Genomic DNA, 11,582 nt, shown 5'->3' with positions numbered 1-11,582 from the left:
GGACGGGGGGCCGGGGCGCGGTAGTAGCCGGCGGGGCGGTAGTACGGCGCCCGGTAGCCGGGGCGGGGGCCACGATCGTAGGCGTTGCGGTAGCCGGGGCCACCATAGTAGGCAGGGCCCTGCGCGGCGGGCGAATAGGCGGGGGCTTTCTGGTTGGCAGCGGGGGCGGCGAAGGCGCTGGGAGCCACCAGCAGCACGGCGGCGGCAAAGGCGGCAGTCAGGATATTTTTCATGGCGCTTGACAATAAAGTATTTGACAGACAAGTGGTTGCGAACTAAAAAATCAGCAACCGCTGCCTGAAATACCTTATGCAAACCCACGGCCGCAAATGGCCCGCGCTCGAAATTTTCGGCCCGAGGGCCCCAGAACCTCGACCAACCGCCCGAATGTCCAGACCCTGCTGGCCCAACGGCCGCGCCAAGCGTGCAAAACGGAATGGCATTCCGTTGCCGGGCGAACGCCAAACGACCTACCGCCCCGGGCACGCGGGCTTTGGAAGCCGCTTTAGAGCAAATGCGCAGTCAGTGTACCAGAACCTCACCCCCGGCCCCTCTCCAAAAGAGAGGGGTGCCAGTACCTGGACGAACAATTTGAACACACCCCTCTCTTTGAGAGGGGCCACCCCGCAGGGGTCCCGTGAGGTTCACACAGGGGCGCTACTAGCCACTGACCCTGAAATTGCTTTAATACCGGCAGTCGGTCCAATGCAGGAGCTGCCCGTGGAAGGGCATTGGCTGATCGGCAAAAAAAGCCAGCAGCTCGGCAGCGGTGGCAAAGCCATCGGCCCGAGCCAGGGCCAGCTGCTCGGCGGGGCCCAGCGGGCGGCCGTCGATGCGCAGCGCGGTGGCCGTGAGCACCACGGCCTGCACCGCCACAATGGGCCGGGGGCCCCAGAACTCGTAGCAATCGGGCTGCTGGGCCCGGGCGTAAAACTGCGCCACCGCCCCGGCCTGCCACCGCTGCCCCGCCCGGATGGTGTGGATTTTGGTGCCCGCCACGATAGCCGGAATGAATGCTTCGTTGAAACCAAGGACCATGAGCGGGCGGGATGGGCCCCAAACTACGCGGCGGGGCCCCGGGGCCCCATGGCAGTACCTTACGGCCCGCTTTGCCCCGCCGACCGGCGGCAAGGCCCCTTGCCTCAAACCCCTTCAGCAGTAATACCCTTGCATGGAAGCACCCGCCATTGCCCACCCGGAAACCAGCATACTGGGCGCGAAGCCCCACTACGCCATTCTCGACGGGCTGCGCGGCGTGGCGGCGCTGCTGGTGGTAGCCTTCCACCTGTGCGAGGCGCACGCCACCAGCCACCTCGACCAAGTGCTCAACCACGGCTACCTGGCCGTGGATTTCTTCTTCCTGCTCTCCGGCTACGTCATCGGCTACGCATACGACGACCGCTGGGAACGGCTGACGCTCAAGCGCTTCTTCACGGCCCGGCTCGTGCGCTTGCAGCCCATGGTGGTGCTGGGCATGGTGGTCGGGGCGGCGTGCTTCTACTTCCAGGATTCGCCCCTGTGGCCCACCATCCACGCGGTGCCGGTATGGAAAGTGCTGCTGATCATGGCCATCGGGTGCACCCTGCTGCCGGTGCCCATTTCAATGGACATCCGGGGCTGGCAGGAAATGCACCCGCTCGACGGCCCCGGCTGGTCGCTGTTTTTCGAGTACATCGCCAACGCCCTGTATGCGCTCGGGGCCCGGCGGCTGCCCAACAGGGCCCTGGCGGTGCTGGTGGGGCTGGCCGGCGCGGCCCTGGTGCACCTGGCCGTCACCAGCCCCACCGGCGACGTCATCGGCGGCTGGTCGCTGAACGCCGAGCAGCTGCGCATCGGCTTCACGCGGATGCTGTACCCATTTTTTGCCGGCCTGCTGCTCTCGCGGGTGACGGCGCTGGGGCGCGTGCGGCACGCCTTTCTGTGGTGCAGCCTGCTGCTGCTGGCGGTGCTGGCCTTCCCGCGGGTAGGCGGAGCCGCACACCTCTGGCAAAACGGCCTCTACGATTCGCTGAGCATCGTGCTGCTGTTTCCGCTGGTGGTGTGGCTGGGGGCCAGCGGGCAGCCCGGCGGGGCGGTTAGCGGGCGGCTCTGCACGTTTTTGGGGGCCCTGTCCTACCCCATCTACATCACGCACTACCCGCTCATCTACGTCTACACCGCCTGGGTGAACCGGCACAAGCCGCCGCTGGCACAGGCGTGGCCGGTGGCCCTGCTCACCTTCGCCGCCGCGATAGTCCTGGCCTACGCCTGCCTCAAGCTCTACGACGAGCCGGTGCGGCGCTGGCTGAAAGGGCGGTTTCTGGCGGTGAAGGCGGCCTGAGGGTGGTAATAGCGGCGCACCAACGAGCAGCGTAGGAATTGAAAACAAAACGCCAATTTGCAGCATGAGCAGTAGCCTGGTCTGTAAAGAAAACTCGGTTTCTTTTACAGACCAAGCCAGCTTTTGTAAACAAAAACCGCTTTTCTTTACAAAGCAGAAAGTGCATACCTCTTTCGCGCGCAGCTAATCCCAATGTCCCTTACCTGGCAACCCAACTTGCTACCACCCAGCGGGGAGCTGGAAACGCGGGCCGTTTTAAAAAAGCTACCCGCTGCCCGTGCGGCCTTAGCCGAGCTGAAAGGCATAGTGGCTACCATTCCCAACGAAAGCATCTTGCTGGATACGCTGCCCTTGCAGGAAGCCAAAGACAGTTCGGCCGTTGAGAACATCATCACTACGCACGACGAGTTGTTTCAGGCCGAGCTGAAAGTGAGCCGCCCCACCGCCGCAAGCTACCTCAACCAATTAGCCGCCGATGGGCTACTGGTGAAACACCGCCTCGCCACGACTAACTACTACGTGAATCAACCGCTGTTTGAGCTGCTGGCGCGGCTGGGGTAGCGGCGGGCGGGTGCTGCTAGCTGTTGTAAGTTGCTGTTTCACCCCCGTTCGCCACCCCGTATGCAGCCCACTCCTGCCGACTATTCCACCCTACTGCTGGCCGTGAAGCAGCGCGTGCGCGAGGCGCAGTACCGCGCCCTTCAGCAGGTCAACCAGCAGCAAATGCAGCTGTACTGGGACCTGGGCCAGCTCATTGCCGAGCGCCAGCAGCAGCACGGCTGGGGTAAAAGCGTGGTCGAAAATCTGGCCCGCGACCTGCAAACGGAGTTTGTGAGCATGAGCGGGTTTTCAGTTTCGAACTTATGGCGAATGCGTACATTTTTCCTTGAATACCAGCACGATGCAATTCTCGCACCATTGGTGCGAGAAATAAGCTGGACCCATAACGTGCTAATTTTTGAGAAGTGTAAGACTTCGGCTGAACGCCTATATTATCTTACTTTGGTGAAGCAGTACCATTAGACTAAAGTTGTATTGGCTCAGCAGATTAAAGGCCGTGCTTACGATAACACTATCCTAGCCCAGCACAACTTCCCCGCAACCCTGCCCCCGGCCCAGCTGCCCGCCGCCACGCTGGCGCTGAAGGACGAGTACACGTTCGGCTTCCTGGCCCTGGCGCCCGAGCACTCCGAATACGCGCTGGAACAGGCCCTGCTTGGCAACGTGCGCCGCTTCCTCATTGAGATGGGCGGCGACTTCACTTTCATCGGCAACCAGTACCGGCTGGAGCTGGAAGGTCAGGAATATTTCATCGACCTGCTGCTCTTTCACCGCGAGCTGCAATGCCTCGTGGCCGTGGAACTGAAGATTACCGAGTTTCGGCCCGAATATGCGGGCAAGATGAATTTCTACCTATCCTTGCTCAACGAGCGGGTGCGCAAGCCGCACGAGCAGCCCAGCATCGGCATCATCATCTGCCAAAGCAAGCAACGCACGGTCGTGGAATTTGCCCTGCGCGACGTGAACAAGCCCATCGGCGTCGCTACCTACACCCTCACCGATACGCTGCCCGCCGAGTTGTGCCCCTTCTTCCCCAGCAATGCGGAGCTGGTGCGCCGCCTCGATGCCGTGGCGGCCGCGCTGCGGGGGTAGGCGCGTAGCGAAACCCGAGCGTGGCTCCTATAAAGAAAAGAGGGGTTTGCTTTACGCGTGTTCAACTACGTGTAAAGTAAACGCCCCTTTTCTATGCACGTCTTTTCAGGCCGCGCCCGCTGCTACGTGAACCAGCCGCTATTCGAGCTGCTGGCGCGGCTGGGGTAGCGGGGGCGAGGGCAGTCGCTGCTTTGCCCAACTCGTGCTTTTGCAACAGTCCGCCGGGGCCCCAAGGGTACTTATTACCAGCATTCTGGCTCAACACGAAGCCCCGGCCGCCACACTGGCAGCCGGGGCTTCTTGCTGCTACTGCCGGGGCCCTAAAACAGGAAATTGAACCCCACGAACACCAGTTTTTCTTCGCCCACGGAGTAGGTCACGTTTACGACGGCCTGGCTGAGCACGTCGACGTAGATGCCGCCGCCGAAGCCGGAGTGGAAGGCGTTTAGGCCCCGGCGAATGTCCACGTCGGAGTATACGCGGCCCACGTCGGCCAGGCCCAGGATGCCGAGCTTGCCGGGGAAGATGTAGGCGTTGAAGCTCAGCAGTTGCAAGCGGGCTTCGAAGTTGCCGTAGATGGCCGTGCGGCCGGCGTAGCGGGTGCGCCGGTAGCCGCGCAGGTTGGTGGTGCCGCCCAGCGTGTTGGCCTGGTAGAAGCGGTAGTCGCCGATGTTGTGCTGCACGCCCACGCGCCCGGCGTAGGTAATGCGGAAGGGGAAACTGGGCGTGAGGTAGGCGGTGATTTCGGAGCTGAGGCGGCCGTAGGTGAGCTTTTCGCTGTTGAGCTGCCAGTTGTACTGCGCCTCGTTGTGCCAGCGGATGCCAATGCGCGTGTCCTTTTCGGCGTCCACGGCGTCGATGTTGAAGTAGAACAGGCCCCCCAGGTACTGGTTGGATTTGAAATCGGAGGAGCGCACGCCGAAGTGGCGGTTCTCGTTATCAGCCCCGATGCTGTCCTGAATCACCTGCCCGATGGGGTCGGTTTCGACCCGAAACTGGTCGTACTGGGGCCCCACGCCCACCTTGATGAAGTTGAAGATGTGGCGCTCGAAGGTAGGGGCGATGTAGAGGCGGTTGAAGCGCACCCGGTACGAGTTGTTGACGGTGCGGTTGGTGGCCTGGGGCGCGTCGTCGTAGTCGGTCAGGTTCTTCGAGTCGTTGCCGATGCCGAAGAAGTTGTAGAGCAGCTGGGGCCCGTAGAACTGCGCGGCCACGTGCAAATCGGTGTGGCCAAACACGCGGGTGAACTGGCCGGCGTAGCGCAGGTTGTAGGCCTCGCGGGCCGGGGCGTAGTTGGCCGTCAGGGTTTGCTCCGAGCCAAACGGGTCGCGGCGGAAGCCGTAGCGCCGGTGCGTGACGCCGCCGCCCAGCAGCAGGCCGTCGTCGATGTTGTAGCCAAAAAACACAGCCGGGCCGGTGTAATTCAAGCGGTAGTCCTTGAGATCGAAGCGCTTGGGGTGGTCGTAGCGGCTCACATCCACGCCCGGCTCCAGGCGCAGGCGGGTTTCGGAACTGGGAATCACCACGTTGCCCGTGTCGGCGTCGTACACCTGGGTGCGGTGGCGCAGGCCGGCCACGTGCGAGCGGTCGATGATGGTGTCGCGCCCCGTGCCGCCAATGATGCGCAGCTTAATGGCGTTCTGCACGTCGCCGCGCACCACGTACACGTCCTGCCCGGCAATGCCGTAGAGGCGCAGTTCGTCGGTAACCTTCACGTCGAGCGTGCGGTCGTAAATCGTGCTCAGGTTGCCCTTTTTGCTGATTTTCTCGACCACCACGTGGGTGTTGCCGTTGGGCAGGCGGTCCACCGTAAACTTCTCGTTCTTCTTGGAGCCGCGCACTTCCACGATGTCGGCCAGCAGGTCGGCGTACTTGCCGGCCAGGTCGGGCAGCAGGGCCCGGCGGCTCTTCAGCTTGGCCACAATCTCGGCCCCGTGCAGGGCGTAAATCTGGGCCGGCCACTTGTCATGAAACGCTTTTTCAATCACTTCGTCCGTCAGGTGGGCCTTCAGGTACTCGGCCTGCGCCACCCACTGCTCCCGGCTCACGCCGCCCATAAAGGTGCGGTCGTTGCTCAGGGCCGTCTGGTTCAGGCCCTTGTAGTCGGCGTAGTCGTAGCCGAAGTTCTGGAAGTTGCGCACCGCAAACTTGCGGCTGGCCAGGTAGGGCAGCACGCCGTCGCCCTTGAAAAAGGCAATGTCGCGGTCCTTGGGCACGGCCACGTAGGTGCGGTCGCCGTCCTTGTTTTTCTGCTCGCTCCAGCGCCACTGGTCCTCGTGGCGGTCCCAGTCGCCAATCCACATGTCGAACAGGCGCGAGCGGGCGAAGGCCACCCCGTCCACGTGGTTGTCGTTGTCGTCGAGCAGGCGGCCGAGCATCTTCTCGGTGTCCACCAGCTTCTTGGCAAAGTCCAGGCTGGCCACGTCGCTCTGGTTGTCCTTGGCGTCTTCCTCCAGGGCCACGGCCTTGTTGGCAAACTGCGGGAAGTACTGGCCCAGCAGCGGGTCGGCGGGGATGTAGCGTGGCACTGGGTTGGTGTGCAAAATGCCGGCCGCCGTGCCCAGCGGCGGCAGCACAAACGAGGCGTAGGGGTGCTGGGACGACACCTGGTCTTGCAGCACGGCCTTGGCCAGGCCGGTGCGCAGGGCCTCGGGCAGCACCGCGGCGGGGTCCTTGTCGAGGGTGCGCAGCGTGAAGCCGTGGCCAGCCTCGTTGCGCAGCTTCAGGGAGGCGGTTTGCTTGCCGCCGCCGGTTTTGTAGGGCACGAGGCCCCCTTGCTCGCGGGCCAGGTCCAGCACCGGAAACGCCACCGGCGTGGCCCACTCGGCGCGGTAGTGCTCGCCCAGCAGCCAGTTGTGGAACTTGCCGTGGCGGTTATAGGCCGGATTCACGGCCAGCGTGCGCACGCTGTCGGCGCTGAAGGCGGGGCGCTGGGCCGGCAGGGGCCCCACGGCCACCTCGGGCTGGTCGTCGTCGCTTTTCTTCTTCTTTTTCTTCTTGTGGTGCTTACCCGAGGCCTGGTTGGGCACGGCCGCAATGGCCCCGCCGGCGCCCTTGGCGTAGAGGCGCGTGCGGAACACCTGGTGGGCGGTTTCGCCGGTGCCGTTGGGCACCAGAAATTCGCTCCACACCTCCCCGTTGTCGTAGTAATTCACCCGCACGAAGCCCTTCTCTTTGTCTGAGAACAGGGCCCCGCCGCCGTCGCCGGGCTTCACGTGCTGGGTTTTGCAGCCCGAGCCGCTGGTGATGTAGTGCGTGTTGTTCTCCTTGAAATACTGGAGGTTGTGCTCGTGCCCGTTCGAGTAGATAACGTTCGGGTACTTGGCAAAAATGTCGGTCAGGCCCTTCTTGTAGGCCTTGTACGCCGGGTAGGCCAGGTCCTGGCTGATGCCGCCGTAGTGGCGCGCCAGCGGGTAAATCGAGCCAATAATCGGCAGCGGCACGAAGGCGTACTTGAAGACGATGCTGAGCGGAAAAATATGGTCGGCCAGCGTGAAGTAGCCGCCGTGCACCCCGTCGGAATACAGCGGGTGGTGGGCCACCACCATGATGTTTTTGTCTTGGTTGCGGGCGATGATGTCCTCCACCTCGGCGTAGATGTCGGCGTTGGAGGAAATGTTGCAGAAGCCATTGGCGGGCCGCAGCTCGGCCGGCGTCAGGAACCACTGCGAGTTCAGGAAAATGAGCACCAAGTTGTCCTGCACCCGCACCTCGTAGGGCCCCGGGCAGCCGTCGCGGGGCAGCAAAAAGTCACCCGTGTAGCTGAAGGCCGTTGAGTCCTTTTTCAGGTAGTTTTCCGTGAATTCCTGCTCGCGGTTCACCTGGGCCAGGCCGTTGCGCGTGCCCTGAATCCAGTCGTGGTTGCCGGGCGTCATATACTTCTCGCCCTGGTAGCCCTTCAGCACGTCGAGTTGGGCGGTGATGCGCTCCTCGGCTGTGCGCCGATCCAGGGCCCCCACCGGCGGCATGCCCTGGTTATAAATGTTGTCGCCGAGGAAAATGGTGGTGCTCCGGGCCCCGGCCTGCATAATTTGCTTGCGCAGGAAGTTCAGCGACGGCTCGCCGCCGTCGGCCGGCAGCACGGGGTTGCCCACGTCGCCGATCAGGAACACCGAGTAGCGGATGTGCGTGGTGTCGGGGGGCGTGGTTTTTTCCCAGCCCACGGCCGAGCGCCGGTAGTTGGGCTTGGGGTGCAGCGGGTTATCGGGCGACTCGCCGGCTTCCCCGATTTCCTCGATCTGGGCCCAGCCCGCCGCGGGGCGCCCGCCACCAGCACAAATAATATTGCCAGGACGCGTATAAATGCCTTCATATAATAAAGTACTTCCAATAATAAATAGTAAACTTCTAGGGATGGCGGCGGGCCCGGGCCGGCCGCGGCTGGAATACTGCAAAAATACGGGGCCCCGGGCAAGTTGCTCCCTGCCTCCCCGCGCCGCCGGGATTAACTTGCCTAGCGCGCCCGCGTTTAAGGCAGTCGCGCGGCCCTTCTGCCCCGTTCCCGCATGGAAAATCTTCCCCTCCCCGCCCCGCCGCCCGCCGCCCCGCCCGTTTCCGCGGGGCCCCAGCTCCGGTGCCCGCTGCCCCCGCCAAAGCGGCTCCCGATAAAGTAGCTCCCAATGAATTGGCCAAAGCCGACAAACCGGCCAAAGCTGATAAACCAGACAAGGCCAACAAGCCCGATAAGCCCGCGCTCTCGCCGCTGGTAGAGGCCGCGCGCGCCGCCGTGGTGCCCCTGCTCGAAACCCAGCTGCCCCCACCCTCACCTACCACACCCTGCGCCACACCACCACCGTGGCCAAGGAGGCCCGGGTGCTGGCCGCCGCGGCCGGCCTGGGCCCCGCCGATACCGAGGCCCTGCTGGTGGCGGCCTGGTGGCACGATACCGGCTACCTCGACGTGTACGACGGCCACGAGTACCGCTCGATGGAGCGCGCCGCCGCCTGGCTGGCCACCCAGGGCGCACCCGCCGACCGCATCGAATTAGTGCAGAACCTCATCCGGGCCACGCACCGCGACGAGCCGGCCGAAACCGAGTTGCAACAGCTGCTCGTGGACGCCGACATGAGCAACCTGGCCCGCGATGACTTCCAGGCCACCGCCGAGCTGCTGCGCACCGAGTGGGAAGTGGCCCTGGGCAAAACCTACAGCAGCGCAGACTGGGCCGAGCTCCAGCTCGCCTTCATGCGGGCCCACCGCTACCACTCCGAGGCCGGCAAGGAGCGCTACAACAAGGACTTCAAGGCCAACAAGAAGGCGCAGAGCAAGGACCTCAAGAAGGTTGAGAAGAAGACCAAGAAGCGCGCCGAGGCCAAAACCGGCACCTTCGCCGAGCCCAAGCGCGGCATCGAAACCATGTTCCGCACCTTGTACAGCAGCCACATGAAGCTGAGCGACATGGCCGATAAAAAGGCCAGCATGATGATTTCGCTCAACGCCGTGCTGCTCTCGGTCATCATCACCTACCTGGGGGCCAAAAGCTCGGCCCTGGGGCCCTCCTTCACCCGCAACCCCATGCTGGCCGTGCCGATGGGCATTTTGCTGCTCACCTCGCTGGGCTCGGTGGTCACGGCCATCCTCTCGGCCCAGCCCGACGTGACGAGCTTTAAGTGGCTGAAGAAGAGCCCCGAAATTGCCACCAACCGCCGCGTCAACATCCTGTTTTTCGGCAACTTCACCAAGCTCAGCCTCGACAACTTCCAAGCCGGCATGCGTGAGCTGATGCGCGAGAAGGACATGCTCTACACCAACATGGTGACCGACATATACTACCTCGGCGAGGTGCTGGACCGCAAGTACGGCTTGCTGCGTAAAAGCTACTCCATCTTCATGGTGGGCCTGATTTTGACGGTGCTCTCCTTCGGCATTGTGCTGGCCTACAAGTCGTAGAAACCGCCCAGCGGGCCGTACTTTTGCCCGCAGCCATGGCCCCGTAGTTCAACGGATAGAACAAGGGTTTCCTAAACTTTAGATGTGAGTTCGATTCTCGCCGGGGCCACTTAAAATACTGATTTTCTATTATTTAGCAGCATTTTCATTCTTTGGAGATGCTGCTATTTTTTTACCCTCACCCTTCCCAACCGCTATGAAAAACCGCTACTCCCGCTGGCTGCTCCTGCTGGCCCTGGGGCCCCTGTTTGGCCAGTGCAGCAAAGCCCCGGAGCCCGCCCCCCGAACCGACTACCGGCAGGAAGGCATCACGCTCATGCAGCAGCTAAAGCCCCAGCTAACGGGCACGTGGGACCTGCACCGCGTCGCCATTACGCGCTTAAGAAATGACGCTTCCCAAATGCAGGCAGGCATAACCAAAGACACTGTTTTCCAGTATTTTGCCGCACTGACCCTGGCGCCGGCCGTGGCCTCGCGCTCCACTCCGCGCGACCCGCAGTACGGCGAGTTTGAGGGCGCCTTACAGTACAAGGGCAAGGTGTTCCCAGTGTATATCTGCCTCCGCATCACGTCCGATTACGCTCAAACCCATCAGGGGCCCCAGGCCCTATTCGCGCTTGATCTCAACCGCGTGCTGGGCTCGTACCCGCCGGATGCAGACGAGCGGTTTCTATTGGACTTGGGGATACTGCAAAGCTATTTTTACCTGGAAAATACGCCTGGGCAGCCCGGCATGGTTTGGCGCGGGCTAGGCAAGGGCGTGAACCGCATCGAGTTTCAAAAGCGGTAGGGTTTAAGAGCATACGCCCACCTGGAGCCCTGGTTTTTCCGTAAGTAGTACCCGCCGCTCCCTGGGAGGCCGGCGGGTATTTTTTTTCAGTAATCCCTCATTTCTATCCCGTTATTTTCGATAGATAAATCGCTCCGGGGGCCGGCGCTGGGTGGGCAAGCGGAACTATCGACTTCTTTTGCGCCTCTTTTGGTAATGCGGCCGCGGCCGTTTCCCCTACTTGGTATGGCCTTGTTTGCTTCATCTGCGCCCCGCGTGCCCCGGCCTTTGGCCGGCCACGACGACGCGGCCCTGGTGCTGGCGCTGGGCGGCAGCGGCGGCGAGGCAGCCTTTGCCGAGATTTACGAGCGGTACTGGTACGAGCTGTACGCGGCGGCCTACCGCAAGCTGGGGGCCCCGAGCTGGCCGAAGAAGTGGTGCACGACGTGCTGGCCGCCCTGTGGCAGCGGCGCGCCCAGCTGGCCATCGAGCACCTGAAAAGCTACCTACTGGGCGCCACCCGCTTCCGCACCATCGATGCCCTGCGCGCCCGCCTGGCCTACGCCCACTACCTGGACCACCAGCGTGCGCACACGCCCGAAGCCGACAGCAGCACCGAAAACGCGCTGGCCGCCAACGATTTGTCGGCCGCGCTGCTGGCCGGCCTGCGCCAGTTGCCGGACCACACCCAGGCCGTGTTCCGGCTCAGCCGCTTCGAGCACCGCTCGGTGGCGGAAATTGCCAGCCGCCTCAACCTCTCGCCCAAAACCGTGGAGTACCACCTCACCCGCGCCCTCAAGCTGCTGCGCGTGAGCCTGCGCGACTTTGTACTGCTGGCGCTGTGGTGGTGGGTTTAGGGCACCGGGGCTGAGGTTTTCAATTTTATTTTACGAGTAGGCTAGGGGTCTGGGATCATTCTCCGACTTACTAGGACGAACCCGGCCCCGCCGG

General features: G+C 63.0%; 11 protein-coding genes and 1 tRNA gene. 9 read left to right on the top strand and 3 right to left on the bottom strand.

Annotation, left to right across the window (positions count from 1 at the left end; genetic code table 11):
* Together BEN49_RS19280 and BEN49_RS19275 are read right to left on the bottom strand one after the other, a co-directional pair.
* Positions 1-233, bottom strand: a 233-nt coding sequence (locus tag BEN49_RS19280; protein WP_204376168.1) for a hypothetical protein, incomplete at its 3' end; no start/stop codon positions are given.
* A 451-nt stretch (positions 234-684) separates the two neighbouring features.
* Positions 685-1,038 (bottom strand): ASCH domain-containing protein, encoded by a 354-nt coding sequence (locus tag BEN49_RS19275; protein WP_070746065.1) that lies wholly within the window; start codon positions 1,036-1,038, stop codon positions 685-687.
* Positions 1,039-1,171: 133 nt separating this feature from the next.
* Between BEN49_RS19275 and BEN49_RS19270 the strand changes: the two genes are divergently transcribed.
* The 4 genes from BEN49_RS19270 (at position 1,172) to BEN49_RS29005 (ending at position 3,973) form a co-directional block, all read left to right on the top strand.
* Positions 1,172-2,320: an acyltransferase family protein gene (locus tag BEN49_RS19270; protein WP_070746064.1), complete on the top strand. Its 1,149-nt coding sequence runs from the start codon at positions 1,172-1,174 to the stop codon at positions 2,318-2,320.
* Positions 2,321-2,512: 192 nt separating this feature from the next.
* Positions 2,513-2,881: a Fic/DOC family N-terminal domain-containing protein gene (locus BEN49_RS19265; protein ID WP_070746063.1), complete on the top strand. Its 369-nt coding sequence runs from the start codon at positions 2,513-2,515 to the stop codon at positions 2,879-2,881.
* A gap of 60 nt (positions 2,882-2,941) precedes the next feature.
* Positions 2,942-3,343: a DUF1016 N-terminal domain-containing protein gene (locus tag BEN49_RS29010; RefSeq protein ID WP_204376167.1), complete on the top strand. Its 402-nt coding sequence runs from the start codon at positions 2,942-2,944 to the stop codon at positions 3,341-3,343.
* A 12-nt stretch (positions 3,344-3,355) separates the two neighbouring features.
* Complete coding sequence (locus tag BEN49_RS29005; protein ID WP_204376166.1) at positions 3,356-3,973, top strand: DUF1016 domain-containing protein; 618 nt, start codon at positions 3,356-3,358, stop codon at positions 3,971-3,973.
* Positions 3,974-4,293: 320 nt separating this feature from the next.
* Here the strand turns inward: BEN49_RS29005 and BEN49_RS19255 are convergent, their stop codons facing one another.
* On the bottom strand, positions 4,294-8,367 hold the full coding sequence (locus BEN49_RS19255; RefSeq protein ID WP_070746062.1) for a metallophosphoesterase: 4,074 nt from the start codon (positions 8,365-8,367) through the stop codon (positions 4,294-4,296).
* A gap of 400 nt (positions 8,368-8,767) precedes the next feature.
* On the opposite strand from BEN49_RS19255, the gene BEN49_RS19250 reads away from it, so the two are divergent.
* The 5 genes from BEN49_RS19250 to BEN49_RS28355 all read left to right on the top strand — a co-directional run bounded on the left by BEN49_RS19250 (position 8,768) and on the right by BEN49_RS28355 (position 11,488).
* Complete coding sequence (locus BEN49_RS19250; RefSeq protein WP_070746061.1) at positions 8,768-9,862, top strand: Pycsar system effector family protein; 1,095 nt, start codon at positions 8,768-8,770, stop codon at positions 9,860-9,862.
* 37 nt (positions 9,863-9,899) lie between these two features.
* Positions 9,900-9,971 (top strand) — tRNA-Arg (locus BEN49_RS19245).
* A gap of 87 nt (positions 9,972-10,058) precedes the next feature.
* Complete coding sequence (locus tag BEN49_RS19240) at positions 10,059-10,652, top strand: hypothetical protein (protein WP_070746060.1); 594 nt, start codon at positions 10,059-10,061, stop codon at positions 10,650-10,652.
* Between the two features lie 225 nt (positions 10,653-10,877).
* Positions 10,878-11,129, top strand: a complete 252-nt coding sequence (locus BEN49_RS28360; RefSeq protein WP_158023015.1) for an RNA polymerase sigma factor — start codon at positions 10,878-10,880, stop codon at positions 11,127-11,129.
* Positions 11,066-11,488, top strand: coding sequence for a sigma-70 family RNA polymerase sigma factor (locus BEN49_RS28355; protein WP_158023014.1), 423 nt, complete (start codon positions 11,066-11,068; stop codon positions 11,486-11,488). The genes BEN49_RS28360 and BEN49_RS28355 overlap by 64 nt, the downstream gene beginning before the upstream one ends.
* Positions 11,489-11,582 lie beyond the last annotated feature (94 nt).

The organism is Hymenobacter coccineus, assembly GCF_001816125.1.
In the GTDB taxonomy this organism is placed as follows: domain Bacteria; phylum Bacteroidota; class Bacteroidia; order Cytophagales; family Hymenobacteraceae; genus Hymenobacter; species Hymenobacter coccineus.
Note: the sequence above shows the minus strand (reverse complement) of the source record. Positions and strands in the feature narration are given on the sequence as shown.

Excerpts from the sequence above, each read along its gene's own strand:
- BEN49_RS19275 (WP_070746065.1), bottom strand. The coding sequence starts at position 1,038 with ATGGTCCTTGGTTTCAACGAAGCATTCATTCCGGCTATCGTGGCGGGC.
- BEN49_RS19270 (WP_070746064.1), top strand. The coding sequence starts at position 1,172 with ATGGAAGCACCCGCCATTGCCCACCCGGAAACCAGCATACTGGGCGCG.
- BEN49_RS19265 (WP_070746063.1), top strand. The coding sequence starts at position 2,513 with ATGTCCCTTACCTGGCAACCCAACTTGCTACCACCCAGCGGGGAGCTG.
- BEN49_RS29010 (WP_204376167.1), top strand. The coding sequence starts at position 2,942 with ATGCAGCCCACTCCTGCCGACTATTCCACCCTACTGCTGGCCGTGAAG.
- BEN49_RS19240 (WP_070746060.1), top strand. The coding sequence starts at position 10,059 with ATGAAAAACCGCTACTCCCGCTGGCTGCTCCTGCTGGCCCTGGGGCCC.
- BEN49_RS28360 (WP_158023015.1), top strand. The coding sequence starts at position 10,878 with ATGGCCTTGTTTGCTTCATCTGCGCCCCGCGTGCCCCGGCCTTTGGCC.